The organism is Arthrobacter sp. GQ119 (assembly GCF_059759125.1).
Map to the genome: position 1 here is coordinate 1 of NZ_JCAXEA010000031.1, position 25,731 is coordinate 25,731.

Here is a 25,731-nt window from a genome sequence, read left to right on the forward strand (position 1 = left end):
TTCACCAGTTCTGTGTAGCCGGGTTCCGTTAGTCCTGGACCAAGAGAGAGACACCGACTGGAGAGGCAACCCCGTCATGGGAGCTGCCTTCATTGGGAGAACACGCGAAATACCCGTGCCGGCCACAGCAGCCACCACCTGTGACCGGCACGGTCATCCTGTCGCTCATAACTGCAGAGCGACAGGGAGTCTGGAAAGTGTTGGTGCGTGCCCGGACGGAGAAACCTTTCCCTGGTCATTGGCGTCAGTCGTGCACTCAGCGTTCTAGCTCTTTTGGAGTACACCCACGGTCAGAAGCGCGTTCGCGAACCGCCGTGAATCGCCCGTAACGACACACAAGGCGAGATTCTGTGACCTGGCGAGATCATAGAATTCGAATCGGTCAACGAACTCCGTTTCGGTGCCTTCGGGCATTAGGTCATCGATTTCTGTATGAACGAGACATGGCATTGCGTCCCCGGAGGGCGTGATCCGCGTTAGCTTTTCGACACGGACGGTGCCCAGGACGACAGCCAGGACCTGGGGCACTGTTGGAAAGTCGGCCTGCAGGTTCAGGTAAACGGTTTGTGCGTTTGGGCCCACTGCGGTCGCTGCTGAATAGTGGCCGTCGGTGATGAGGACGGTGGCACCGTGGCCAGCGGCGGCCAACGCAGAGATGATGCGTGGATGCGTCAGCTGTCCGGTGATCATGCGAAGTACTGTCCGCCGTTGATGTCCACAACGGTGCCCGTGACAAATCGCGCATGTTCCGAAGCAAGCCACAACGCCGCACCTGCGACGTCTTCCGGAACTCCGGCCCTTCCGAGCGGGATTGTCTCGACCGTGGCGGCTTTGGACTCGGAAGTGGTGAAGGTGTCATGGAAGGGTGTCGCTTCGATGAAGCCAGGGGCCAGGGCATTGACGGTGATACCGGATGATGCCAGTTCCTTTGAAAGCCCTCGGGTGAAGCCAAAGATGGCGGCCTTGGACGTCGCGTACGCTGTTGCCCCGGCGTGTCCACCGTTGCGTCCGGCCAACGAGGCGACATTGATAACCCTGCCACCGCCGTTGATCAGTGGCAGGGCGAAATGGGTCATCAGGAAGGTGCTGTCCAGGTTGACGGCCAGGACCTGCTTCCAGAGTTTGAAGTCCATCTCGCCGATGGCAGATCGCTGGATGAGCCCGCCGACGTTGTTGACAAGAATGTCCAGCCGTCCAAAATCGCGGCCGAGGGCCTCGACTGTCCTTTGGACTTCCGTTTCGATGGTCGCGTCCAGTTGCACGGAGGCCAGGGGGTGTCCGGAGTGGCGTTCCACTTCATCGGCGAAATCCTGGTCGGGTTTGTGGCTGTTGTAGGTGATGGCGACTCTGGCTCCAGCTTTAGCGAGGGCCAGGGCGATGCCTTGACCGATGCCGGTGCCTCCGCCTGTAACCAGAGCGGTCTTTCCACGCAGTGACTGTTCAAACACGATGATTTGTTCCTTTCATGCGAACCGGTTCTCCGGCTGCGACTAATGGGTTTTGGCGAGTTCGGCTGCGGCGACAGCGCTGGGAGTGGCTGTGCCTTCGGGCCGGTTCCGTGCGTAGAGGAACGTGGCAATGGCTGTGATGACCAGGCAGGCAGCCAGGAAGAGCAGGCCGGCAAGGTTGCTGTGGGTGGCGTCATTGAGCAGCCCGACGGCGTAGGGGGCTACGAAGCCTCCGACATTTCCGATGGAGTTGACCAGCGCCAGGCCCGCCGCCGCGGCCGCGCCGCCCAACGCGGCCGATGGCATGGACAGGAGCGGGGCAGTTGCGGAGAACACGCCCATGGCGGCGATCGTGAGGAATACCAGTGCTGCGACAGGGTTGACCGGGAGGAGGAACGCGGCCCCGGTCAGCCCGAATGCTGCGATGAGCATGCTAATGCTGGCATGGGCTGCGCGTTTGCCGGTCCGGTCGGACCGGCGGCTCCAGTAGAAGACGAAGAACGCTGCGGCCGCGTAGGGAATGACGACGATGAAGCCCACTTGTGCGGGATCGAGCTTGCCCAGCCCGGCGACCACGGTGGGGAGCCACAAACCAAAGCCGTAGATGCCGCAAACCATGCCAAAGTTCAGGAACGCGTACACGAGGGCGCGGCGGTCTTTCAGCCCGTCCAGGAAGCTGTGCGATCCGCTGCGCTGTTTCTCCGCCAGTTCGTTGGCCATGGTAGTGCTCAGCCAGTTGCGTTCGTCCGGGCGGAGCCAGTGCGCCTCTTCCGGGCGGTCGGTCAGCAGCCGTGGGGCCATGAATCCCAGGATGATGGCGGGGATGCCTTCGATGATGTACAGCCACTGCCATCCGTGGAGGCCCATCAGCCCGTCCAGGTTCAGCAGCAATCCCGAGAGGGGTGCTCCGATGGCGTTGGAGACTGGCTGCGCGAGAATGAACAGCCCGAGGACGGTGACCCGCTGGGCCGCGGGGAACCACAGGGTGAGGTAGAAGACGACGGCGGGGAAGAAGCCGGCTTCGGCGGCTCCGAGCAGGAAACGGATCACGTAGAACGTCGTCTCGCCGGTGACCAGCGCCATCGCGGTGGCGCAGATGCCCCAGCTGACCAGGATCCGGGCGAGCCACTTCCTCGCCCCAAACCTGTACATGCCGCCATTGCTCGGGACTTCGAACAGGGCATACCCAATGAAGAAAATACCGGCGCCCAGGCCGTAGGCGGTGGCGGTCAGGCCGATGTCTTCGCTCATCGTCAGTTTCGCGAAACCAACGTTGTTTCGGTCCAGAAATGCGATGAAGTATAGAAGGCAGATCACCGGGATGATCCGGCGGCGCACCTTGGCCAGGGTCCGGTCGCCGAGCTCTCCGAAAGTGGGTTGGGCAGGGCGCTGCCGGGCTGAAATTAGCGTTTTCATCAAGGCTCCTTTGGCTTAATTCATTGTTGTCGCCGCACCCGTCCGTGGCGACACATCAAATCCGTTATGACTAGAGTGCAACATATGCACAGCATGTGCAAGTTCTTACTCGCCAACCTCTTCCCCATGCGCCCTCAATGGGGATATTTAGGACTTTTCGTTGACAGTAGGGCCGAGGCGTTCTATGTTTCTTGCACATAGCGTGCATATGTTGCACTGCACTTTGGAACAACGAAGAGATCAAGGAAGATCGCGTGATGCGCAGACGTAGTTTTTTGGTGCTTGCCACCGGATCGCTGGCAGCGGCAGGGTTGGCGGGTTGCTCTTCACAGGCTCCTTCAGGCGACCGAGAGGCCACCTTGAAGGTTTGGAACCCCCAGGACAACTGGCGTAAGACGACGAAGTTCTATGACGCCAGGGTTCAGGCGTTCAAGGAGAAGTACCCGAAGGTCCAGGTCGAGTATGTCGACATTCCGTACGGACAGTACGAGGCCCGGTACACGGCAGGGTTTAGTAGTTCCTCGGACGCGCCGGATATCTTCATGGGCCAGGTCTCCTATTACGGAGGCGGGCTCGGAGTGGCGGCCGTCGCCCCGGACGACCTCCAGGAATCGTGGGAGGAGAAGCTCAACAGCGTCACCCGGGACAATTTCAAAGTCGAGGGCAAATGGGCGGGGTATCCCGTGAGCACCGATCTGGGCATGCAGCTGTATTACAACGTGGACCACTACGCCGCGGCCGGCCTGAACCCCGATTCCCCGCCTAAATCTTTCGAGGAGCTTCGGCAGTACGCCGCCAAGCTCGTCAAGAAGGACGGTGAGAAGATCGTCCGGAACGGACTCTCGCTCCGTTACTCCGGAAACCCGACAGGTATCGCCGACAAGGGCTTGCCCTACATCCATGCCTTCGGCGGCAGGCTTTACGCCGAAGACCACAGCACGGCCGCCGGTTACCTCAACGGAGAAGGGACCGTGGCCGGCATCCGGTTCATGCAGGACCTCGTGAAGAAGGACCGCGTCTCCAGCCTGGAACTCGGAAGCCCCGATGACACCTTCGCCCAAGGCGCGTCTTCCATGACACTTCGTGAAGGCTGGTACGAGGGATGGCTGAAACAAAACGCCCCCGGCGTGAAGTTCGCCGTGGTGCCCTACCCCGAGGGCCCCAAGGGATACCCCAAGGTATCCCTGCTGTTCAACTGGGCATGGATGGTCAATGACCGCTCCAACAACAAGGACCTCGCCTGGGAATGGATGAGAACCGTTTCGAACCCCTCGACCGACCGTGAGCTGGCGAAGCTCGAAGGCTACCTGCCCGTATGGACCGAAAACTTCTCCGACCCGTACGTCACCGCACGCACGGACTACCAGGCAGTAAAAAAGCAAATGGCAGAAGGCCCCGGGCCGGTATACAACGCACCCTACACAAACCAGATTGCGATTACCGTCGGCAGCGCCATCGAGGCTTGCCTTCAGGGCGCCGACGTCCAGAAGACCCTGGACGGGGTCATTTCGCAGGTCGACGAACTCCTGGAACGCGGACGGTAGCCGGTGAACGCTCCTGCCCTCAGGCCAAAGGGCCTGAACAGCTCGCTGCACACCCGGCGCGCCTACACCTTCCTCGCCCCGGCACTGTTCTTCGTCCTGGTGCTGTTCATCATCCCCCTCGGCTACAACATCCTTATCAGCTTCTTTGACTGGTCGGCGGTGGGCCGCAAAGAGTTCAACGGACTCGAGAACTACATCAAAGTCCTTGGCAGCGAACGGTTTCTCAATGCCGCCGGAAACACCATGTACTTCACCGTGCTGGCGGTTCCGATCGGCGTGGTTCTCTCCCTCGTGGTCGCGCTGGGCTTTAACACCCTGCTCATCACGAAAGTGACCGGGTTCATCCGGGCCCTGTACTTCGCCCCGGTCGTGGCGTCGCTGACTGCTGTCGCCTTCGTCTGGTTGTGGATCTTCAACCCCGCATACGGCCTGGCTAATGACATCCTCGGAATCTTCGGCATCGGACCTCAGCCCTGGCTGACCGACGAATCCCAGGCAATACCCTCCCTCGCCATCATGTACGTGTGGGCACGGCTGGGATTCAACGTGATCATCCTGCTCGCAGGGCTGCAGGCTATCGACCGTTCCTACTACGAAGCTGCCCGGATCGACGGAGCAGGCCCGCTGAAGATGTTCTGGTCCATCACCTTGCCGCTGTTGAACCGCCAGCTCGTGCTCGTGATCAGCGTGGAAGTCATGAACGCGATCAAGCTTTTCGAGCTGCCGTTCGTGGCCACAAAGGGAGGCCCTGTTGGGTCCACCCGCTCAATCGTGATGGAAATCTACGAACTCGCGTTCCGCGCCGACAGGTGGGGAGAAGCCGCCGTCTACGTGATCTTCCTGTTCGTTTTCCTGCTCGTCGTTACCGGCCTGATCCGGAAACTCTTCACAAGGGACATATCGGAATGACCATCACGACAACCCGCCCGGAGAAGGCCAGAGCCCAGCAGGCTGTTCTCCGCGGTCCCCGCTTCCGCTGGGGCGCACTGCTGATCAAGACAGCACTCATCCTGGGCGGCTGCGCCCTGCTGGTGCCGCTGGCCTGGGTTGCCCTGTCCTCACTGAAGCGGCCGGACGAGATCCTGCAGCTTCCCGTGAAGTGGCTTCCTGAGAACTTCTTCAACTTCAACAACTACGTGCAGCTCTTCGCCCAGTACGACTTTGGCCGCTACATGGCCAACTCGTTCCTGGTCACGGGAATCGGAATCCTCACCAGTCTCGCCATAGCGCTGCTGGCCGCCTATGCCTTCGCCTATTACCAGTTCCGTTTCAAGGAGCCAATCTTCCTGCTGGTTCTGGCGCTGTTCATGGTCCCTCAAGAGGCGCTGGTGATCCCCATGTTCCTCATGGTCTCCGGAGCCGGCTTGAACAACACCTACATCGGCATGGCGTTCCCTGACCTGTTCACGGTCCTCGGGGTCTACCTGCTGCGGCAGTTTATGGAGGGAATCCCCTACAGCTACGTCGAGGCCGCCCGCATGGACGGCGCGCGGGAGTTCAAGATCCTCACCCGCGTGATCACCCCCATGGTGGCACCAGCGATCGTCGTTTTCGTCATTATCAAGTTCATGTTTACCTGGAACACCTTCCTGTGGCCCATGCTGATCGCCCAGGACGAGAACATGTACACCGTCACCGTCGGACTGGTGAACTTCGCCGGTTCCGAGTTCAACCAATGGAACCTCATCAACGCAGCGACCATGATTAGTATGATCCCCACCATCGTGCTTTTCATTACCCTGCAGCGCTACCTGGTCCGCGGAGTCGCCATGAGCGGCATGAAATAAGAAGGGAGGGTGCCGGCGGCCATATGCCGCCGGCACCCTGACAAAGCCAAGCGACACCACGGCCGCTCACCGACCGGGTGTCTAAACTGAGAAGGCCGGATCAGTTGCTGAGCGGTAGTCACGAGTCGACCATCAAAACCACAGGATCGAGCAAAGCCATGTCGCAGACGGTAGCCCGCGCTATCCAGATTCTGGAGTATTGCAGTGAACACCCGCGGACCCTGAAAGACATCGCCGCCGACCTCGGCGTCCACCGCACCACAGCGTCCAGAATCCTGCAGACCATGATCGAAGCGGGCTTCGTGCGGACCGATGAACGCGGCTATTTCGGCGTCGGCTTCAGGCTCGCCGGCCTGGCACAGTCCGCCCTGGAACAGTTCGATCTCCGGTCAGTCGTCCACCCCCACATCGTCCGGCTCAGCGAACACCTCGGCCACACCGTTCAGTTCGCGGTCCCGGAAGCCAACCGCATTGTCTACGTCGATAAGGTCGAACCCGAACAAGCCATCAGCCTGAACACCAGGATCGGTGGATTTGTAGTCATCCACACCGCCGGAGTCAGCAAAGCCATACTCGCGTTCATCGATGACCAACGCCGCGAAACCATTCTGGACAACGCCACCTTCGAACAACGGACGCCGAATTCCATCACGTCCAGGACAGAATTCGTGAAGCGCCTCGAGACTGTCCGCGCACGAGGGTGGGCTGAGGACAATGGCGAGTTCGACATCGTCTCGAACTGCATTGCCGCACCCGTATGGGATCACGCAGACCGCGTGGCAGGTGCGATATCAATCACAACCTTCCGAGAGAAGACCGGCCTGGAAGAACTCCGACGAAGCGTCCCGGACCTTCTGGCAACAACAATGTCCATCTCCCTCGAACTCGGCTGGAAGCCCAAAGGCGAGACCGTATCATCATGGGCAAAGGCAACAGGATGACCGCACGGACGTCACCAGTGGCGGAAAAAATCCGCGTCGTCACCATGGGAGTCTCCGGGAGCGGAAAAAGCATCGTCGGCCACATGCTCGCGGAAATCCTCCGCGCTGACTTCCTAGACGGCGATGACCTTCACCCGACAGCTAACATCGAAAAAATGGCAGCGGGCCAAGCCCTCACCGACGCAGACCGCGGGCCATGGCTCCGCCAAATCGGTTCCCGTCTGAATTCTGCACAAGGACCCGTCGTCGTCGCATGCAGCGCACTGAAAAGGTCATACCGCGACATCATCAGGCAGGAAGCACCGGATACCGTCTTCATACATCTGACCGGAAGCCGAGACGTGTTACACGCCAGAATGTCCCACCGCGCAGAACATTTCATGCCCATAACGCTGCTTCAGTCACAGCTCGACACCATTGAACAGCTCGATGCTGATGAGAACGGCACGGACCTTGACATCTCAGAACCGCCCGCCGTTATCGCCGCGGCTGCGGCCCATTGGCTGACTGACGGAAAGAACGGAACCTTCGCTATCTAAACTGTGCGGACAGCAACCGAAACCCGATACGCCAATTGCGCCACACCTGACGTTGGACGCATATGAAACTCAGTTCTTGATGTTCCGTGCATACAACTTCTGACATTCGGTTGAGACAACTTCGGAAAATCGCAACCAGAATCTGGGAAAGGGCTCAGAGATTCAGCCCAACTGAAGTACACCCCAACCTGACAGGCGCGGCGGATGATCTTGACCTTCTTTTGGAGCGGGCACAGAAGGCAACCTGGACAGGATGAGGGTTGGAGGCGCCGGTGCTGGACAGCGGATCGGGTACGTGCGGGTGAGTACGTTGGACGAGAACGGGAAACGCCAGCTCGAGGGCCAGGCGCTCTTATCCGGGCTTCGCGGACAGGGCTTCTAGCGGGGCGCAGCCGACCTCAGGGTAGCTGCGCCAGGTCAAAACTGGGGTGAGGTCTCTGCCCTTGCGGCGGGAACGTGCTCGCCGCGTGTAACGTCAGCAGCCGCAGGACCGCCGGATGACAAGCTCAGTGGGGAGGAGTTGGACGATGCTGTTTGAGTCTTTAGGGGAGAGGGCTGCCTGGACGACCGCCTCGGCAATCTGGTCGATGGGTTGTCTTACGGTCGTGAGCTGAGGCCAACTGAATTCCGATTCGGAGGTTCCGTCGAACGAGACAACGGCGACGTCTTCGGGTATGGAGAGGCCCGCTTCGTGGATGGCGCGCAGGGCGCCCACTGCCAGCAGATCGGAACTCGCGAAAATAGCCGTGGGCCGCTCTGGTCGTTCCAGTAGCCGGCGGGTGGCTTCGTAGCCACCCTGCCTGGTGAAGTCGGTGTACTCCGCTGGCCCCTCGGGAAGCCCTGCCTCCTGGAGTGCCTTCCTCCAACCATTGTGTCTGGGGTCAACACGGGACGGATCAATGTCCTTGCCGACCAGGACGCCAATGTCCTTGTGGCCGTGGCCGATCAGGTGCCGCACGCCAATGACAGCTCCCTGTTCAAAATCGGTACTGATGGTGGGCACACCATGCACGGCGCTGGACTGATCAATGAGAACCCGGGGTATTCCCTGGACCGGGAAGGCGGCCACTTCACTCGGGCTCAGTACTGTCGCGAGGATGATCGCGTCGACCTGTCGTGAGACAAAATTGAGGGTGTTTCGCCGCTCGGTTTCGGCGTCGGTTCGGGAGTTGGCGGCTAGGAGTGCGTAGCCGCGTGTGGCAGCAGCCTGCGCGATGGTGTCGGTCAGCTCGGCGAAGTAGGGGTTGGTGCTGTCCGGGACAATCATCCCCAGCAGCCGTGAGGAACCGATAGTCAGGGCCCGGGCGGTCGCATTGGGCTGGTATTGAAGCACTTTGATGGCTTCGCGCACCCTGGCTGCAGTGGCAGCCGCAACCGGCTTGGGGCCACCGTTGATGACGTAGCTGACGACGGCCGTGCTCACTCCTGCGTAACGGGCGACATCGGTCCGAGTTACTTTTCCCGCTCCGGCCTGCGCCTGCAGACTTGCCATCCAGGCCACCTCCTTCTCCATGTGCACCTAGTCTACCCGGGTGGATCATCGAAGCTTTGCATTTCAGCGTAGAAATAAAGGCTGCATGGAAAGCTTGCAGGAAAAAGTCTACCCGCGTAGACTCGACCTCGAGCCGACGGGGAGTGACCCTCCTCATGTTCCCCGCCTGAAGGCATTCAAGCATTCCGAACGCTTCCGCAAAACTCCACATCCTCCGAAGGGATCAATGATGATGACCACTCCAAAACCAACCAGCGGGAGGCGGTTCCTTACCGCCGCTTCCGCTGTCTCCATCGCCGCCGCGGCACTGACCGCGTGCGGCGGACCGGGAACAGGAAACACCGGCGGCACCGTTGAAGCGGGGTCCGGTGAAGGCTCGATTAATGTTTGGGCCGTTGACGGTCAGGCGGCCGAGAACAACGCGTTGAAGAAGATCACATCGAACTTCGAAACCTCGCAGGACAAAATCAAGGTCAATCTCAAGCTCTTCCCCTCCGACCAGTACACCAAGGCCGTGAACTCTGCTGCACCCGGTGACCTGCCCGATGTCCTCAATTTCGACGGACCCACCTTGGCCAGCTTCGTTTACAACGGCAAGATGGCCCCGCTGGCAGGCTCCGTGTCCGACGCGACACTGTCCAACCAGACCGACTCCATCAAGGGGCAGAACACCGTCGATGGTGCCGTGCACGGCGTCGGCATGATGAATGCCGGCCTTGCGCTATGGGGCAACAAGAAGCTCCTGGACGCCGCTGGTGTTACCTACCCGACCACCCCTGAAGAGGCATGGACGGCTGATGAATTCACCGGCGTCCTGGACAAGCTAGCCACCGTGGTGCCGGGCGGAAAACCCCTGGATCTTTCAGAACAGTACGGGTTCGCCGGTGAATGGGGCACCTGCTGCTCTGCCGGTCCGGTCATCTGGTCCGGCGGCGGCACCATGCTCAAGGACAACAAGGCATCCGGAGCGCTGGACTCCGAATCCAACGTCAAATCCCTGACAAAGTTCGCCAGCTGGAAAAAGTACACCGATCCCAATGCTGACGGACAGGCGTTTCCCAGCGGGCGGGTCGCGCTGAGCTGGGTGGGGCACTGGACCTACCCGACCTACAAGACCCTCGGCAGCAACCTGGTCTCCATCCCCCTGCCGAACTTCGGCAAGGGCACCAAGACCACATCCGGAACCTTCGCCTGGGGCATGGGCGCCACCACCAAGAACGGCTCCGCCGCCGGGAAATTCCTCGACTTCCTGATGACCGACGAGAGCGTACGCATCTACACCGATGCCAACGGCGCCCCGCCTGCCACCAAGACGGCACTGGCCGCATCGGCGCTCTACGGCCCGGGAAAGCAGCTGCAGCTCCTGGGAGATCAGCTGAGCAAGGCCTGCGGCGCCGAGGACCAGATCAATGACACCTGCGTCAGCGTCACACGCCCCGTCACCGCCGGCTACCCCATCGTCACGGACCAGGTAGGAAAAGCCGAGGCCGCGATCTATGCAGGCAAGGACGCCAAGGAAGCCCTGAGTGCTGCCGCCCGCGCGATCGACCAGAACTTCGCCGACAACGACGGATACAGGAAATAGACCTCCGATAATCGTCCGGCCGCAACACGGCGGCCGGACGGCTCCGGACTCGCTCCCAGCGAAAGCCTCCATCATGACTACCCAAACCCAACAGGTCCAGATCCCCGCGGCTCCGGCAAGGCGACGGTCCTCCGCCAGTCTTACCGGACACCGATTCTCAGGCCCGCTCTTCGCCAGCCCCGCCCTGCTGGGCCTGGCCATCTTCCTGGTCGCACCGTTCGTGCTCGCAATTGTGCTTTCCTTCTACCGTGTGCAGCTCAACAGCCCGCGCCCGGCCCGATTCGTCGGCTTCGAACAGTACAGCCGCCTGTTCAGCGACCCTGACCTGGCCGCAGCCTTCGGCAACGCACTGCTGAACAACTTCACCTTCGCACTCATCGTCGTACCGCTGCAGACGGTCCTTGCACTGGCCTTGGCCGTGCTCGTGAACCGAAAGCTCCGCGGCATGGTGATCTTCCGGACTTTCATCTTTATGCCCCTGGTGTTCCCGCTGGCCCTGACAGCCGTGATCTGGCGGCTCATCTACTCGCGGGGCGATGAGGGACTCCTGAACGCCATTCTGGGACTCTTCAGCGGCGGCACTCTGACCAGCCACGACTGGCTCGGCGATCCCGCCACGGCACTGGGATCAATCATCGTCATGTCGATCTGGCAGAGCGTGAGCTTCCAGATGATCATTGTCCTCGCGGCGCTGCAAAGCGTGCCGACCGAACTCTACGAAGCGGCCTCCCTGGACCGTGCCAACAAGTGGGACCAGTTCATGAACGTGACAGTGCCGGGCATCAGGAACACGCTGATCTTCGTCGCCTTGATCACCACGATCTTCTCCTTCCGGCTCTTCGACCAGGTCTATCTGCTGAGCCGTTCCGGAAGCGTTGACCGCGGTTCGACCGAGACCGTGATGACCCAGATCATCAACACCGGGTTCGACAACAACAACGTCGGGCAGGCCGCCGCCATGACCGTAATCTTCATGCTGATCATCACCGTGATCGCCATCATTCAACGCGCGGCAGCGCGCCAGCGAGGAGGCATCTGATGACGATGTCCAAGACCGTTCTACGAAACCGGCGCGGAAGCATGAAGCGCACCCGGCGCTGGCAGACCGCCCTGCACTACCTGATCCTGACCGCGGTTTCGCTGTTCTTCTTCCTGCCGGTCTATTACCTGATCGTCGGAAGCTTCCGCCCCTCCGCCGAGGTCCTCAGCGGCCTGAGCGGCTTCGTTCCAACGAACCTGTCCTTCGACAACTACACCGACGTGTTCGACCACCTCAGCTCCGATGCCACCGGATACTTCGGGCAGTTCGCGGCCGTCTCCATCATCGTCACCACCGCGGTGGTTGCCGGCAGCCTGATCGTGAACTCGATGGCCGCCTATTCTTTCGCCCGCATGCAGTGGCGGGGCAAGAAGGTCCTGTTCCTGGCCGTCATTATCCTGACGATCATTCCGTTCGAGGCCGTGGCCCTACCTCTGTATTACATGTTCTCCGGCCAGCGGGACACCATCGTCATCCAGGCCATCCCGTTCATTGCCAGCGCGTTCTCGATCTTCCTGTTCTATACCTTTTTCCTCGACGTACCCGCTGAGATCGAAGAGGCGGCACGCCTGGACGGAGCCGGGCCGTTCCGGACGTTTTTCCAGGTCGTGGTGCCCATCACTAAACCGGCATTCGCCACCGTGGCGATCCTGACCTTCCTGGCCCAATGGGGATCATATCTGTGGCCGGTCCTCATGGTCTCAGACCCCACCGTCCGGCCCCTCCCGCTGGCCATCAGCATCTTCCAAAACCAGCAGCCACCCGAATGGGGCCAGGTCCTGGCCTTCGGAACAATGTTCATCGTCCCGGTCCTGGCAGTCTTCCTGATCTTCCAGCGCTGGTTCGTCGCCAGCATCAGCAGCTCCGCCGTCAAGGGCTAACGCTTCCCCCTAAACAACCCCGCCCGAACGGGCGGCCATCATCAGATAGGTAATGAATTGGTTTTCCGTCTCAAAGACTCCTGGGTGTGGGACTTCTGGCTGGCCGACGACGGCTCCACGTTCCACATGTACTACCTCCACGCGCCTAAATGCTTGGGCGACCCGGCCCTGCGGCACCGCAATGCCCAGATCGGGCACGCCACCTCACGGGATCTGACCAACTGGGTCTCGCACGGCGTCGTCCTGCAGCCCGATGACCCTGATGCCTTCGACGCAACCTCCACCTGGACCGGGAGCGTGCTCCAAGGCCCCGACGGAATCTGGCGGATGTTCTACACCGGCGCCCGCTTTTACGAAACACACAACATCGAGGCCATCGGCGTCGCAACCTCCCCCGACCTCCACACCTGGACCAAAAACCCGGGCACCGTCATCGAAGCCGACCGGCGCTGGTACGAAAAATACGGCGACTCGACCTGGCCGGAAGAGGCATGGCGGGACCCATGGGTGTTCGCCGACCCGGACGGCAACGGGTGGCACATGCTGATCACCGCCAGGGCCAACAACGGCGATACAGACAACCGCGGCGTCATCGCGCACGCCGTCTCCCCCGACCTGGAAAGCTGGGACGTCAGGCCGCCCCTGAGCCGGCCAGGTGCCGGCTTCGGGCACCTCGAAGTCCCCCAGGTCGCCGTCATTGACGATCGAACCGTCCTCTTATTCTCGTGCGGCGTGGACACGCTGGCGGCCACGAAGGCGGAAGGCTTCGGCGGCGGCGGGATCTGGAGCAGGGAAACAGACAAAACCAGCGGACCGTACGATGTCGCCTCCGCGGCCGTCGTCACCACAGCACCGCTCTACAGCGGACGCCTTCTGCAGGACCGCGAAGGCCGTTGGGTCATGATGGCCTGCCACGACGCCAACAGCGACGGCTCCTTCGACGGCATCATCTCTGATCCCATCCCCGTCCACTGGGACATGGAACGCGCCGGCCTCGCCCCCGTCCCGGCACAAAAGCACCACCAAAAGACATAAGCCCGTAACTGGGATCGACCGCACCAACCCATGAGGAGTTCCATGCCCACCGAGAGCCAGGACGCGATCCTGCAACTGACCGCCGCCGGCGTCACCGTGCTGATAGACGCAACAGCCGGCCAGCTGCCCGCCATCGTTCACTGGGGGCCCGAGCTGCCGGTTCTGACCGCCAGCCAAGCCGAAGCCCTGATTGCGGCCAGCGTCCCCGTCACCGGATCGAACACCGTTGACCTGCCGCCCCGGCCGTCCCTGCTGCCCGGCCAGCACAGCGGCTGGACAGGCCGGCCCGGGCTAAAGGGCTCCTTCGCAGGCATCGGATGGTCCCCCAAGTTCAGCACCCACACAGTGACGCTCGACGGCACCGCCCTCTCGGGATTCACCTCCTCCGGCCCCGGCCTCCTCAAAGTGGCCGCCCTCGACGACGCCGAACGGCTGCGCCTCGACCTGACACTGGAACTGCTGCCGTGCGGGCTGCTGCGCAGCCGCGCACAACTGACGAACCTCTCCGAAGAGAACTACACCCTCGAAGATCTCGCCCTGTCCTTCCCTATCCCCCCGGAAGCCACAGAGCTGCTGGACTTCGCCGGCAACCACAACTACGAGCGGATCCCGCAGCGGGGCACGCTACGGACCGGAACCCACCTGAGGGAGAACCGCAAAGGCCGTACCGGGGCCGACAGCGCCTACATCCTGCACGCCGGAACCCCCGGATTCGGATTCGGCACCGGTGACGTCTGGGCCGTCCACACAGCCTGGAGCGGAAACCACCAGCACTACGCCGAACGGGTCTTCAGCGGCGAGCAACTCCTCGGCGGCGGGGAGCTGCTCCTGCCCGGCGAAGTCCTGCTCGGCAAAAATGACAGCTACGAAAGCCCCTGGATCTACGCCTCCCACGGGGTCGGACTCGACGGGGTCGCCCACCGGTTCCACGCCCATGTCCGCGGCCGCCAGCGACAGCTCTCCGCCCAGCGGCCAGTCACCCTCAACGTCTGGGAAGCCGTTTACTTCGAACACGACGCGGACAAACTCATCGACCTGGCCAAGCGAGCCGCCGCCGTCGGCGTCGAACGCTACGTGCTCGACGACGGATGGTTTGGGTCACGCCGGGATGACACCTCCGGATTGGGCGACTGGGTGGTCTCCCCCGACGTATGGCCAGGCGGGCTCCACCCCCTGGTGGACTACGTCCACGCCCTCGGCATGCAATTCGGCCTCTGGTTCGAACCCGAGATGGTTAATCCCGACAGTGACGTCGCCCGCGCACACCCGGAATGGATCATGGCCGCCCGCACCGAATGGCCCGTCGAAGCCCGCAACCAGCAGGTCCTCAACCTCGGCATCCCCGAAGCCTACGAACACGTCAAAAAACAGATCCTCGCAATCCTCGCCGAGTACCCGATCGACTACATCAAATGGGACCACAACCGCGACCTCATCGAAGCCGGCAACCAGCTCGACGGTGGACGCCCCGGCGTCCACGCCCAAACACTCGCCTTCTACGCGCTGCTGGAGGAAATCAGGTCACTGCACCCGGACCTGGAGATCGAATCATGTTCCTCGGGCGGCGCCCGTGTTGACCTCGGAGTTCTGGAACACACGGACCGCGTCTGGGTCTCGGACAACATCGACCCGCACGACCGGCAAACCATGCTCCGCTAGACCACTCAGCTGCTGCCGCCCGAATACATGGGCTCCCACATCGCTTCGGGCCGCTCCCACACAACCGGGCGCCAGCACGACCTGGCATTTCGGGCCGGCACGGCCGTCTTTGGACACCTCGGAGTCGAATGGGACCTGGCCAAAGCCTCTGCAGACGAACTATCGGGCCTGCGCCAATGGATCTCCTTCTACAAGCAGGAGCGGGACCTCCTGCTCAGCGGGGACGTTATCCGGATGGACGCCCACGATGCAAAGGTTATGGTTCACGGCGTCGTCAGCGGGGACCGTTCGCGGGCAATGTTCGCAGCCGCAGCACTGGACAGCATGTACCCGGATCCGGCCGTGCGCCTGAAACTCCGTGGACTCGAGCCGGAAGCAACATACCGGGTAAAACCCATCTTCCCCGGGGCCACACCCTCAGGGCTCCTGCCCCCTGGATGGTGGGGCCAGCCAACAGCCGCCAGCCGCTCCACAGAACCTACGTCCCTGCGGGCAACGACACAGGATGACGTGGTCTTCCCCGGCTCCGAGTTCCCCGGCAGCATCCTGGAACATGTAGGTCTCGCCTCCCCCAGGATCCACCCCGACCAGGTGGTTCTCTACCGCATTACCAAGACCGGTTGAGCCATCACCAACGTCACTGTCAGGGCTGCATAAACTGCCTGCATCCATCCGTCTGCCATTTCCATGGCCCAATGTCTTTGCGAATCGGAAACCCCCGCGGATCCCAGCTGCAGCTCCCTTGCTCAACGCGCCCTTAGATATTCAGTCAGACAGAACCACACGCCACCCTGACATCAAGCGGCCCAGGTATCTTGACCAACTCCAATAAAGACCATAGAACTCAATCTGACGGTTGAGGGTTTGGAGGCTCCGGTGGCTGGACAGCGGATCGGGTACGTGCGCGTAAGCACCCTTGACCAGAACGAGAAACGCCAGCTCGACGGCCAGGTTCTGGATCGGGTCTTCACCGACAAAGCCTCCGGCAGGGACACGACCAGACCAGAGCTCACTGAGCTGCTGCGGTTCGCCCGTGACGGGGACACCGTCGTGGTGCACAGCATGGACCGGCTCGCCCGCAACCTCGATGACCTGCGTGCCCTGGTCCAGGGGCTCACCCGTAAAGGCGTGCGGGTGGAGTTCGTCAAAGAGAGTCTGGTTTTCACCGGGGAGGACTCCCCCATGGCCAACCTCATGCTCTCCGTCATGGGCGCTTTCGCAGAGTTCGAACGCTCCCTCATTCGGGAGCGGCAGCGCGAAGGCATCGCCTTGGCCAAGCAGCGCGGCGCCTACAAAGAGCGGAAAAAGACCCTCACCCCGGATCGGGCAGCCGAACTGGTACAGCGTGCCGACAGCGGGGTTCCGAAAGCCGTCCTCGCCAACTACTGCGGCATCAGCTGGGAGACGGTCTACCAATACCTGCGCCAAGCCAAACTCTCCTAATCCCCCCTGCTGGGTAGCCATGGGTGTAATAGGCGCAGGATGACGGAATCACGCTTATTGGCGTTCTCAGGTTCCTCTTAGGAGGGCAGATCTGTAGTGTGGCTGACGCCCCTCTGGCCGGTTTCGCAAGGGGCGAGGCCGCCTTCGACCGCAGCAACCCAGCCAGACGCATGACGAGTTCCGTTTGCCCCAAGCTCAGAGTCTGTTGCCGGAACCAGTCGTCATTTTCGCCCTGGGCAGAGGAACGACTGGACGAGTTGGGGCGCCGGCCGGGTAGGCGACGGTTGATCCTTAGCCTGCAGTGATGCCGCCGAGCAGGACAGAAGGGTTGGACCTACAAAGACGCCAATGTTGCGAGAGTTGAGGCGAGAGCGTCTGCCAGCTCCTTGCCCTTGGTCACGAAATGCTGGGAAAACTGGTTGCGATGCTCTTCGTGCTCGTGAAAATGGTGAGGAGTTAGGACACCGGAAAATACTGGCACGTCCGTTTCCAACTGCACTCTCATGAGGGCGTCCACAACGCTTTGTGCGACAAATTCGTGGCGATAAATACCTCCGTCAACCACCAGGGCAGAGGTTGCGACACCGTCGTATCGGCCCGACGCTGCGAGCCGTCGAACGAGTAGCGGAATTTCAAAGGCCCCGGGCACTTGGTGAACATCCACGTTGACGATGCCGAGTTCCTTGAGTCGCGTCTGGAAGCTGTCGACCGAACGATCAACGATGTCGGCATGCCATCGGGCACAAACCATCGCTACCCGGAAGGAGGAAGTGGCGAGAGGTGACAAGGCAAGTTCCTTTCTTTTCTTGTGGATACTGGCGGCCCGAGCGCCCCGCCACCTTGGACCGCAGTTTTCGGCGTTACCTTTTCCTTGCCAGGAGTTACCCGACAACTTCGCCGGTGGTCGTGTAGGTCGCTGGGGGAGGTTGCCTCACGAAAAGCCCGGAGACTTTACACTGACGCAGGACTCACCAGATGACGAAACCACCGTCGACCAGCAGGTCGACTCCGGTCACAAAGGATGCCGCGTCGCTGAGGAGGAACGCGACGGGCCCGGCGATGTCTTCGGGTTCCGCGTTTCTGCCCAGAGGGGTGTCTTGGGCGTAGCCGGCCATGGCGCTGGCCTGCTCCGGGCGCTTGGTCATGGGCGTGTTGGTGTATCCGGGGCTGACGCTGTTCACCCTGATGCCCCGGGACGCCCACTCCCAGGCCAGGCTCTTGCCCAGGTGGACGACGCCTGCCTTGGCGGTGTTGTAGTGGGCTTGGAGCAGTCCTCTGTTCGCTATGGTGGCGGACATCGAGGCGATGTTCACGATGGATCCGCCGCCGTTGCGGAGCATGGCGTTGCCTTCTGCCTGGCAGGACAGGAATACCCCGGTCAGGTCGACGTCCAGAACCTTCTGCCACTGTGCCAGCGGCATGTCTTCTGCGGGGGCTGCGTTGGCGATGCCTGCGGCGTTGACTGCCAGCGAGATTGCTCCGAGTTCCTGTTCGATGCTGGCGACGGCATTGATCATGTCCTCAGGCTGGGTGACGTCGGCTGCGAAGTACGCGGCGCGACCTCCGGAGTTCTTAATCTCGGCGGTGACGCCTTCCAGGTCGCTGCCGGGCAGGTCGACGCAGCCAACTGCGGCTCCCAGTTCAGCGATGGCCAGGGCGATTGCCCGGCCGATGCCGCTGCTTGCTCCGGTGACGACGGCTGTCTTGTTTTCCAGCGTGAACTTTGGGGCACTCACTGTGGTTCTCCTCCTTGAAGGGGTCGGGTGTTTCCCGGCGGGACGGTGTTCGCGACGGACCAATGCCCGTGCAGTAGAGACTGGTGGTTGGCAGCAGGTCGAAGACTGCCGGTGCCGGTCAGGTTTGGTGGCGGCGGACGATTGATTGGAGGTCTTGGAAGTTGCCCTGCACATTTGCGTAGATGTCTTTGTACAGCTGGAAATACTCCATGTACATCTCGTGGTTCTGCTGGTCGGGCTCAAGATGCTCGCGATAGGTGCACCATTCCTTGGCGACCTTGAAGTCGTCGAAGACGCCCACACCGACGCCGGCCAGAATGGCGTCCCCGAGGGGGGCACCGGTGCGACCCTTAAGCATTGCCGTGGGGATGCCGAAGACGTCGGTGATGATACGGCGCCAGACCTCGCTTTTCGCCCCGCCCTCATTGAAGATGAGCGGGTGGTTGATCTTCAGCCCTGTTCGTTGGAGCACCGAGAAGGAGTCAAAGAGTGCATAGGCGACGCCTTCCATAAAGGCCCGGAAAACGTGGCCGCGGTGATGATGGAGTGAGAGCCCGAACATGACTGCGCGGGCGGAGGTGTCCCAGATCGGAGACCGTTCACCCATCAGGTAGGGCAATACCAGGAGCCCTTCGCTGCCCGGGGGCACGTCACGGGCCTGAAGCGTGATCAGGTCATAGGAACTGACCTTCAGCAGACGTTCAACGTCAGCCTCGCCTTCACCGAAAGTGTCGCGGAGGTACCGGAGGGCCTGGCCGCCGGTGGTGGTGACCGCTACTGCTGAGAAGGTGTCCCGCGGTGAGGTGGTGTAGGGGATGTTTACCATCCGCAGACCGTCCTGGGAGCTGAGGTAGTCCATGTTCTGGTGCACGACCCCGAGGACGCCGCTCGTCCCGAGGTTCAGCTGCATGTCACCGGGTTCGACCGCTCCGCCGGCGATCCAGCCGGCATTGCAGTCGACCTGTCCCCCGACGACGCGGGTGCCGGCGTGGAGGCCGGTGGCCCCTGCCGCCTCCATCGTGATGCTTCCTACGACGTCGGTGCTGTCGCAAAGACGCGGCAGGATTTCCGGGTCGATGTGGAGCTTTTCCAGGATCTCGTTGTGGAACACGCCCTTGCGGATGTCGAAGGCTACTCCGTAGAAAACGGCGGAGCTGGTGTTGAGCGTGAACTCGCCCGTGAGCCGGGAGACGATGAAGCCGTCGATGGTCAGGGCCTTGTAGACCTTGGCATAGATCTGCGGCTTGTTCCGCTGATACCAGAACAGGTTGACCAGGTTGGGGTGGTCCTCGATGCGGTTGGCCGTCACGTCTTCGATAGCGGACTCTCCGACCACGTTCCTGATGACGTTGACTTCTTCCAGGGCGCGGCGGTCCATGAGATTCATGGCAGGGGCTACGGGGCGGCCCTGGGAATCCACCAGCACCATTGAGGGCAGCGCGCTGGACACGGCGATTCCCTCGATTTCCTGGGGAAGGCACTGGGTGTCCCGCAGCACCTGCTGAATCATCTCGCACGTCACGCGCCAGTAGGTTTCCGGGTCGTGTTCGGACCATCCCGGACGGGGGTGGAAGATGGGGTATTCGCGGAACGCGTACGCGAGGACTTCGCCCTGATCATCGATGATGCAGGCTTTGGCGCCGCCTGTGCCGAAATCTATCCCAAGTAGCCGAGTGGCCATCTGATTCTCTCCTAGTTGCGGTACAGCGTGAGTCTGCATTGAGCCCGTCGCTGTAGTGTAATCGGGCCTGCGGTGCCGTTATTTAACTACTGAGACGCCACGGCGGTCGAAGGTCAGGAGAACCGCGAGGATGACCACGAGTCCCTGAACGATCTGCTGTGCCGCGGGGGGCAGGCCGATGATCAGCATTCCGTTGGTCAGCTCCACCAGGATCAGGGTACCGATGAGGCCTCGTGCCGCACCGCCCTGCCCGCCGGAGAGTGGAGTGCCGCCCATGACGATAGCGGCGATGGAGGGCAGGAGGAAGGAGTTTCCGATATCAGGGGTGGCAGCGGTGGTCGAGAAGAGTACGAGCACTCCGGCCAGGGCACAGCACAGGCCGCTGGCAGCGAAGGCCAAAGACTTCACCCAGGGGACATTAACGCCGCATACCTTCGCGGCACGTTCGTTCCCGCCGATTGCATAAATGAAGCGGCCGGTCGCGGTGCGCCTGAGGAAGACGATCAGCAGCAGCCAGAGGATGACGGCGTACACCAGGGGCAGGGGGAAGATACCGAAGAGGCTGCGCTGGAAGGCAGCGTTAAGGGGACCGCTGATCAGCTGGACGGGAAAGCCTCCGGATAGCAGGAGAGCGATGCCGCCAAAGGCGAAGGACGTTCCCAATGTCACGAGGAATGAGGGGAGCTTGATGTAGGAGCAGATCACGCCATTAAACAGTCCGATGAGCAAACCAAGCGGCAGCACAAGAAACACGGCCGCCTGTCCCATGGACTGGGCCAGCAATGCGGCCGACACCGCACACAGGGACACGATTGCGCCTACCGACAGGTCGATCGACCCGAGGAGGATCGGAGCGGTTCCGGCAGCGACGACGAGTAGCAGCACGGAGGCCTGACGCATCATGCTGTCCAGGTTGCCCGGTGAGAGGTACTGCGGATTCATGGAGGCAAAGACGACCGGCAGTATGAGCAGGGCCGCGAACAGCAGCAGCGTCTGAAGCCGGTCACGGTTCATGTAGGCGGACATGGCCTTCGGACCGTTCAGCCCGGGGATTGGCCCCTTTCGCGGGCTGCCGGTGCTGGTGGGCGGCTTTTGGGCTGCCAGTGGTTCTGAACTCATGATGATTCTCCCTTGAAACTATGAGGTTGCTGCTGCAAGTTCGGTCAGCGTGGGTTCTGCTCCGGACCGGCAATTGAATTCTGCGCTGACCTTTCCATTGCGGAAAGCGATGAGCCGGTCGCAGATCGGCATAAGTTCTTCCGGTTCGTCGCTGGCGACGAGGACGGAAACCCCCCGATCGGACGCTTCCAGGATGAGGCGGAAAATCTCGGATTTTGCGTGGACGTCGATGCCGCGCGTCGGTTTGTCCAACACAATGACCTGCGCCGCGTCGGACATGGCGCGGGCTACAAGGAGCTTCTGCTGGTTGCCGCCGGACAGCGACCCCGAGGCCTGTTCCAGGCCGGCAACTTTCACCCCGTACTTGGAAACGAGGTCTTGTGCGAAGGCCTTCTCGGCCTTTGGTTTGCGAGCCAGGTCCTGGCGGCGCTCGGCAGCCATGGCGCCCAGGGCCAGATTGTCCTGAACGGAGTGAAGGAGCGAGAGCCCTTCCCCTCCCCGGTCCGCGGGAACAAACCTCACGCCGGCCTCAAGGGCGCCCTTAACGGCTGGCCGAACCTTTGTCCCGTTAACCAGGACTTCTCCTGACGATGGTTTCAGCAGCCCCGATATGCACCGGGCGATCTGCGTCTTTTCCTCGGATTCTCCGATGAGTGCAACGACCTCCCCCGGTTGCAGAACCAGGTTCACGGGTTCTGCAAGGCTGGGAAGCACGAGGTCCCGGAGCTCCAGCACCGGCTTTCCCTGCTCCGCACGGACATCCCTGCGGGCGTGCCGGGTGACCTCCGCTTCGCCGACCATGAGCTGGCCAAGTTCCTCAGCTGACGTCGTGCGCGGGTCCGGTTCCCCGACCACCCGCCCGTCGCGCAGAACCACCACCCGGTCGCTCCATTCCAGAAGCTCGCTGCCCCGGTGGGTGGTGAGGATGATGCCCATCTGGCTGCGAAGCTGATTGATATGGCCCTCGAGGAAGTCGACCTGGGTCTGGGTGAGGCCGCTGGTCGGTTCATCCAGCAGCAAGACGGGCTTTTCGATCTTTGCCAGCCGTGCCATGTAGAGCGCCTTGGCGATTTCGACGAGCTGCCGTTCGGCCATTGTCAGCTGCTCGACGCGCTTCTTGGCGTCGAGGTCTCCGAGTCCGACATCGTCCAGGAAATCAGCCGCCGTCGCCGTCGTACGCTTCGGGGTGAGCAGGCCAAATTTGCGGATGTATTTCTCCGTGCCGAGTGTGAGGTTTTCCGCGACCGTGAGGTTGTCGATGACGGACAGCTCTTGATAGATGCGGAATACACCTGCTTCAGTCGCCCCCGAATATGACGTTGGCCGGTAGTTCTTTCCCGCGAGGGACATTGATCCGGAATCGGCTGTGAAAACGCCCGACAGAATGTTCAGCAGTGTGGATTTGCCGGCACCGTTGTGCCCGGCGAGACCGACGACTTCGCCAAGCCGAAGGTCAAAGGACACCGAGTCCAGCGCCTTGACTCCCTTGAAGGCCTTGGTCAGGTCTTTGATTTCCAGCAAGGAGTTGTTCGTCGCCATTATTAGAACTTCGTTCCGAAGACCGTGGCCCCCGTAGTGGTGAGCTTGACGGCCGTGGCATAGGGGTTGTTCTGTGTATGCTGCGCGTACAGGTCCGTGAATTTCTTCACTGCCCCGGAGTCGAGCGAGGCTTTGAGCGCGTCGGGGAACTTGAACCCCGCTGGCTGAGGGGTGTCGAGATCTTCGGTGAAGAACTTGACCGGATCCACCGGTGCCAAGGCTACCTGCGTGTCCCAGTCATCAGGGTGAAGGTGGCGGGACATCTTTTTCCAGTCGAAGCCGGTCGTCGGAGACGTGGCGATCTTCTTGTACTCCTGGGCAGATTCCTTCGTATCAATGATCAGGGAGTCCTGGAAGATCATTCGCTCGACCGGATCCAGCTCGACGCCGTTTGCCAGGTCGTAGTTGCGGACGATCATGTACCCGCCGAGCCACGTTCCAAAGATGGATTGCACTGCCACGACGTTTGGCCCCTGGATCAGCTTGTCCAGGATCGCGATCTGCTCGTCTGTCCCGCCCACCTTGATGTGGTCATTGCCCTTTTCCTCGAGGACGGATACGGCGCCGAGAGCTTCGGAGGAGTTGTGGCAGATGATGGCATCGATGTTGTTGAAGCGGGAAAGCATTGTTTGGACGACCGGGCGGGTGTCCTGACCTGTTTCCTTGCCGTCCTGCTTTGCCAGCACGTTGATCCCCGGGAAGTTCGCGACGGCCATGTCGAAGCCCTTCTCCCGGGCGTTGGAGGTCCGGTTGGTGGGGGCGCCCTGAATGTACACGACGTTTCCCTTGCCGCCGATTGCCTTGAAGACCGCTTCACTCAAAGCCTTCTGGCCCAGAACTTCACGCGGCGTGAACAGGGTGGAGTACATGTCCTTGTAACCGGGTTCGGACGGGACCATCCAGGGCGTCGCGGCGAAGGACGTCGCCAAGTGGATGTTTTGGCCGGCAAGGATTTCACCCATCTGCCGCACGGCATCATTATTGATCGGGAAGGTCACAACCTGGGTTGCCCCCGCAGCCTTGGCCGAGCGAAGCTGGTCAATCTGCGCTGAGGCGGAGCCCTCATAGCTCTGCATCCGGTAGGTCAGACCCAGGGCCTGTGCTGCTTCTGTGCCTCCGGCTTTCCACATTGTGAAGTACTCATTGGTCAACGTGGGGACTGAGGCGAGGGCCACTCCCCCGGCCCCTCCTGCGCCGGTGGTGCCGCCGGCACCCGATCCCAGCGGATCACTGCATCCCGCCAAGGCGCCGCCGGCACCCAGGGCCACCGCGCCCATGCCAAGGCCTTTGAGGAACTGGCGGCGTCGGACGTCGGTCTGCTGGTTCAAGCGGGCAAGGAGCCGCGCATTGGTGCCGTCTTCAAAGTTCTGTGGATTCATCGTTGATACTCACGTTTCATAAGAAGTTTGTCGGGATCCAGTCGCCATGAAACGTGGCCCCTCGTTGGGCTGGGGTTTCATCGGGACTAAAGCGAAATCACATTTGTGAGAGGAATCACTTATGTGAGATCTAGGCTAGTGTCATGAGTCACATATGTCAACGGAGCTGGCCTTGACCGGGAGCAGGAGGCAATGCATCTTGCCGATTTTCAAGCGGAGCGCCGCCAGCTGGGGTATGTACCTGTGTGTGCCAGGGAGGCCGGAGATCTTGGGTTGGCCGCGCGGACAGCGAGGACTGGAAGATAAGACCTTGGCGGTCGGCTTACCGATGTTTCTGTGCCATCAAAGGTGCCAGGCTTAGGGAGATTGCCGGCGGACACAGGTAGGTGCGGGTGCCATTATGGGCAGCAGTGTAGAGAGGCCTAGGGCTGCGCGGTCTACTGGCTCGCAAGCGTGCCCCTGCCCGGATATGGCGGGGCGGGCGGCCGGGAGGCGTGTGCGCTGTTTAGGCGGCTTCCAGGGCTTGTCCGAGGGCGCTGTCAATGATGAGGACGTTCACGAGTCCTCCCCTGATTGCGGCGCTGACTGCTTCGGCTTTGAAGGGTCCGCTGGCGACAGCGACGACGGTGTCGATGTCCCTGAGGTCCTCCAGGTCCAGTGAGATGATCCGCCGGTTGATGGCGAGGTCGAGCTGCTTGCCCGAGCTGTCGTAGAAGCGTCCGGAGATCTGCCCGACGGCGCCACGGTCTACCGCTTCACGGATCTCGTCATCCGATGCGCCGGCCCGCTGGAGGAAGAGGTCGGAACTTTCCATTCCGTACTGGCCGATGCCCAGAACGGCGACATCGGAGGTTCTTCCCAGTGCCAGGGCATTCGCGACTTGCTCCGTCTTCATGAGGGCTGCAGCGGTGGCTTCGTCCTGGGTCGTTGCCGGGGCGTTGAAGTAGCGGTACCGCCCGCCCAGTTTTTCGGCAAGATTCCTTACCAGGTCGTGGCCGGAGAAGCGGGAGTCGATGCTGAGTTCTCCTGCGAGCTGGACGACTTCGACGTCGACACGGCGGTTGAAATGGGCGCTGTCGACCATTGCCTCCACGGTGCTGCCCCAGCAAAGGCCCAGAGTCTGGCCGTCCTTGAGGTTTTTATCTAGCCAGCCGACGCCGGCCTGGCCGACAGCGAGCAATCCGTGGCTGGTAGCGCCGACTCCGGTGTCGCGTCCCGGCACGACGACCACTTCCGAGACCCCGTCTTTGGAGAATCTGGCCTGGAGGCGTTGCTCCATGGCGGGATCCCGGTCCAGGGGGTAAGCGATCTCGAACTTGACGATGTATTGCTCCCTGGCGGCAGTGAGCATGCGGGAGACATTCGAGCGCGTCACGCCCAGCTGTTTGGCTACCTCCATTTGGGACAGACCCTGGACGTAGTACAGGAACGCGGCGTGCGCCAGCCTCTCAGCGCTTAGCCTTACCAT

Annotated in this window: 22 protein-coding genes and 1 pseudogene; 12 read left to right on the top strand and 11 right to left on the bottom strand. The window is 61.6% G+C overall.

Going from position 1 to position 25,731, the window contains the following annotated elements; all coding sequences use genetic code 11:
* Positions 1 to 264: 264 nt before the first annotated feature.
* From AC6CH3_RS21290 to AC6CH3_RS21300, 3 genes are read right to left on the bottom strand one after another with little or no spacing between them, the layout of a single operon-like run.
* On the bottom strand, positions 265 to 690 hold the full coding sequence (locus tag AC6CH3_RS21290; protein WP_498134317.1) for an RbsD/FucU domain-containing protein: 426 nt from the start codon (positions 688 to 690) through the stop codon (positions 265 to 267).
* The gene (locus tag AC6CH3_RS21295; RefSeq protein ID WP_498134318.1) at positions 687 to 1,448 is read right to left on the bottom strand and encodes an SDR family NAD(P)-dependent oxidoreductase; all 762 of its coding nucleotides are present in this window, start codon (positions 1,446 to 1,448) and stop codon (positions 687 to 689) included. Before AC6CH3_RS21295 ends, AC6CH3_RS21290 begins: the two co-directional genes overlap by 4 nt.
* Before the next feature lie 42 nt (positions 1,449 to 1,490).
* Positions 1,491 to 2,864: an MFS transporter gene (locus AC6CH3_RS21300; protein WP_498134319.1), complete on the bottom strand. Its 1,374-nt coding sequence runs from the start codon at positions 2,862 to 2,864 to the stop codon at positions 1,491 to 1,493.
* 359 nt (positions 2,865 to 3,223) lie between these two features.
* Between AC6CH3_RS21300 and AC6CH3_RS21305 the strand changes: the two genes are divergently transcribed.
* The 5 genes from AC6CH3_RS21305 (at position 3,224) to AC6CH3_RS21325 (ending at position 7,675) form a co-directional block, all read left to right on the top strand.
* The gene (locus AC6CH3_RS21305; RefSeq protein WP_498134320.1) at positions 3,224 to 4,408 is read left to right on the top strand and encodes an extracellular solute-binding protein; all 1,185 of its coding nucleotides are present in this window, start codon (positions 3,224 to 3,226) and stop codon (positions 4,406 to 4,408) included.
* Between the two features lie 3 nt (positions 4,409 to 4,411).
* Entirely contained in the window at positions 4,412 to 5,317 is a 906-nt protein-coding gene (locus tag AC6CH3_RS21310) for a carbohydrate ABC transporter permease (protein WP_498134321.1), read from the top strand.
* The gene (locus AC6CH3_RS21315) at positions 5,314 to 6,195 is read left to right on the top strand and encodes a carbohydrate ABC transporter permease (protein ID WP_498134322.1); all 882 of its coding nucleotides are present in this window, start codon (positions 5,314 to 5,316) and stop codon (positions 6,193 to 6,195) included. The genes AC6CH3_RS21310 and AC6CH3_RS21315 overlap by 4 nt, the downstream gene beginning before the upstream one ends.
* Positions 6,196 to 6,353: 158 nt before the next feature.
* Positions 6,354 to 7,136 (top strand): IclR family transcriptional regulator, encoded by a 783-nt coding sequence (locus tag AC6CH3_RS21320; RefSeq protein ID WP_498134323.1) that lies wholly within the window; start codon positions 6,354 to 6,356, stop codon positions 7,134 to 7,136.
* Complete coding sequence (locus AC6CH3_RS21325) at positions 7,133 to 7,675, top strand: gluconokinase (protein ID WP_498134324.1); 543 nt, start codon at positions 7,133 to 7,135, stop codon at positions 7,673 to 7,675. Before AC6CH3_RS21320 ends, AC6CH3_RS21325 begins: the two co-directional genes overlap by 4 nt.
* Positions 7,676 to 8,150: 475 nt before the next feature.
* Here the strand turns inward: AC6CH3_RS21325 and AC6CH3_RS21330 are convergent, their stop codons facing one another.
* On the bottom strand, positions 8,151 to 9,167 hold the full coding sequence (locus tag AC6CH3_RS21330) for a LacI family DNA-binding transcriptional regulator (protein WP_498134325.1): 1,017 nt from the start codon (positions 9,165 to 9,167) through the stop codon (positions 8,151 to 8,153).
* A 232-nt stretch (positions 9,168 to 9,399) separates the two neighbouring features.
* Here AC6CH3_RS21330 and AC6CH3_RS21335 point away from each other — a divergent pair, with 232 nt between their 5' ends.
* From AC6CH3_RS21335 to AC6CH3_RS21365, 7 genes and pseudogenes are all read left to right on the top strand, one after another.
* The gene (locus AC6CH3_RS21335; RefSeq protein ID WP_498134326.1) at positions 9,400 to 10,752 is read left to right on the top strand and encodes an extracellular solute-binding protein; all 1,353 of its coding nucleotides are present in this window, start codon (positions 9,400 to 9,402) and stop codon (positions 10,750 to 10,752) included.
* A gap of 73 nt (positions 10,753 to 10,825) precedes the next feature.
* Complete coding sequence (locus tag AC6CH3_RS21340; protein ID WP_498134327.1) at positions 10,826 to 11,791, top strand: carbohydrate ABC transporter permease; 966 nt, start codon at positions 10,826 to 10,828, stop codon at positions 11,789 to 11,791.
* On the top strand, positions 11,791 to 12,672 hold the full coding sequence (locus tag AC6CH3_RS21345) for a carbohydrate ABC transporter permease (protein ID WP_498134328.1): 882 nt from the start codon (positions 11,791 to 11,793) through the stop codon (positions 12,670 to 12,672). Before AC6CH3_RS21340 ends, AC6CH3_RS21345 begins: the two co-directional genes overlap by 1 nt.
* Before the next feature lie 57 nt (positions 12,673 to 12,729).
* A complete protein-coding gene (locus AC6CH3_RS21350) occupies positions 12,730 to 13,707 on the top strand; it encodes a family 43 glycosylhydrolase (protein ID WP_498134329.1) in 978 nt (325 codons plus the stop codon).
* 42 nt (positions 13,708 to 13,749) lie between these two features.
* A pseudogene (locus tag AC6CH3_RS21355) lies at positions 13,750 to 15,573 on the top strand (alpha-galactosidase); the annotation flags it as partial.
* A 51-nt stretch (positions 15,574 to 15,624) separates the two neighbouring features.
* Entirely contained in the window at positions 15,625 to 15,990 is a 366-nt protein-coding gene (locus AC6CH3_RS21360; RefSeq protein WP_498134361.1) for a GH36 C-terminal domain-containing protein, read from the top strand.
* Between the two features lie 252 nt (positions 15,991 to 16,242).
* A complete protein-coding gene (locus AC6CH3_RS21365; protein WP_498134330.1) occupies positions 16,243 to 16,809 on the top strand; it encodes a recombinase family protein in 567 nt (188 codons plus the stop codon).
* Positions 16,810 to 17,143: 334 nt separating this feature from the next.
* Here the strand turns inward: AC6CH3_RS21365 and AC6CH3_RS21370 are convergent, their stop codons facing one another.
* The 7 genes from AC6CH3_RS21370 to AC6CH3_RS21400 form a co-directional block, all read right to left on the bottom strand.
* A complete protein-coding gene (locus AC6CH3_RS21370) occupies positions 17,144 to 17,596 on the bottom strand; it encodes a 6,7-dimethyl-8-ribityllumazine synthase (RefSeq protein ID WP_498134331.1) in 453 nt (150 codons plus the stop codon).
* Positions 17,597 to 17,777: 181 nt separating this feature from the next.
* The gene (locus AC6CH3_RS21375) at positions 17,778 to 18,545 is read right to left on the bottom strand and encodes an SDR family oxidoreductase (RefSeq protein WP_498134332.1); all 768 of its coding nucleotides are present in this window, start codon (positions 18,543 to 18,545) and stop codon (positions 17,778 to 17,780) included.
* A 118-nt stretch (positions 18,546 to 18,663) separates the two neighbouring features.
* Complete coding sequence (locus AC6CH3_RS21380) at positions 18,664 to 20,226, bottom strand: FGGY-family carbohydrate kinase (protein WP_498134333.1); 1,563 nt, start codon at positions 20,224 to 20,226, stop codon at positions 18,664 to 18,666.
* 78 nt (positions 20,227 to 20,304) lie between these two features.
* The gene (locus tag AC6CH3_RS21385) at positions 20,305 to 21,345 is read right to left on the bottom strand and encodes an ABC transporter permease (RefSeq protein ID WP_498134334.1); all 1,041 of its coding nucleotides are present in this window, start codon (positions 21,343 to 21,345) and stop codon (positions 20,305 to 20,307) included.
* An 18-nt stretch (positions 21,346 to 21,363) separates the two neighbouring features.
* Entirely contained in the window at positions 21,364 to 22,884 is a 1,521-nt protein-coding gene (locus tag AC6CH3_RS21390; RefSeq protein WP_498134335.1) for a sugar ABC transporter ATP-binding protein, read from the bottom strand.
* Between the two features lie 2 nt (positions 22,885 to 22,886).
* Positions 22,887 to 24,263, bottom strand: coding sequence for a sugar ABC transporter substrate-binding protein (locus AC6CH3_RS21395; protein WP_498134336.1), 1,377 nt, complete (start codon positions 24,261 to 24,263; stop codon positions 22,887 to 22,889).
* A 505-nt stretch (positions 24,264 to 24,768) separates the two neighbouring features.
* Complete coding sequence (locus AC6CH3_RS21400; RefSeq protein ID WP_498134337.1) at positions 24,769 to 25,731, bottom strand: sugar-binding transcriptional regulator; 963 nt, start codon at positions 25,729 to 25,731, stop codon at positions 24,769 to 24,771.

Coding starts and splice junctions, on each gene's coding strand:
- AC6CH3_RS21290 (WP_498134317.1), bottom strand. CDS start 690: ATGATCACCGGACAGCTGACGCATCCACGCATCATCTCTGCGTTGGCC.
- AC6CH3_RS21300 (WP_498134319.1), bottom strand. CDS start 2,864: ATGAAAACGCTAATTTCAGCCCGGCAGCGCCCTGCCCAACCCACTTTC.
- AC6CH3_RS21315 (WP_498134322.1), top strand. CDS start 5,314: ATGACCATCACGACAACCCGCCCGGAGAAGGCCAGAGCCCAGCAGGCT.
- AC6CH3_RS21320 (WP_498134323.1), top strand. CDS start 6,354: ATGTCGCAGACGGTAGCCCGCGCTATCCAGATTCTGGAGTATTGCAGT.
- AC6CH3_RS21325 (WP_498134324.1), top strand. CDS start 7,133: ATGACCGCACGGACGTCACCAGTGGCGGAAAAAATCCGCGTCGTCACC.
- AC6CH3_RS21330 (WP_498134325.1), bottom strand. CDS start 9,167: ATGGCAAGTCTGCAGGCGCAGGCCGGAGCGGGAAAAGTAACTCGGACC.
- AC6CH3_RS21335 (WP_498134326.1), top strand. CDS start 9,400: ATGACCACTCCAAAACCAACCAGCGGGAGGCGGTTCCTTACCGCCGCT.
- AC6CH3_RS21340 (WP_498134327.1), top strand. CDS start 10,826: ATGACTACCCAAACCCAACAGGTCCAGATCCCCGCGGCTCCGGCAAGG.
- AC6CH3_RS21345 (WP_498134328.1), top strand. CDS start 11,791: ATGACGATGTCCAAGACCGTTCTACGAAACCGGCGCGGAAGCATGAAG.
- AC6CH3_RS21360 (WP_498134361.1), top strand. CDS start 15,625: ATGGTTCACGGCGTCGTCAGCGGGGACCGTTCGCGGGCAATGTTCGCA.
- AC6CH3_RS21380 (WP_498134333.1), bottom strand. CDS start 20,226: ATGGCCACTCGGCTACTTGGGATAGATTTCGGCACAGGCGGCGCCAAA.
- AC6CH3_RS21385 (WP_498134334.1), bottom strand. CDS start 21,345: ATGAGTTCAGAACCACTGGCAGCCCAAAAGCCGCCCACCAGCACCGGC.
- AC6CH3_RS21390 (WP_498134335.1), bottom strand. CDS start 22,884: ATGGCGACGAACAACTCCTTGCTGGAAATCAAAGACCTGACCAAGGCC.
- AC6CH3_RS21395 (WP_498134336.1), bottom strand. CDS start 24,263: ATGAATCCACAGAACTTTGAAGACGGCACCAATGCGCGGCTCCTTGCC.
- AC6CH3_RS21400 (WP_498134337.1), bottom strand. CDS start 25,731: ATGGTAAGGCTAAGCGCTGAGAGGCTGGCGCACGCCGCGTTCCTGTAC.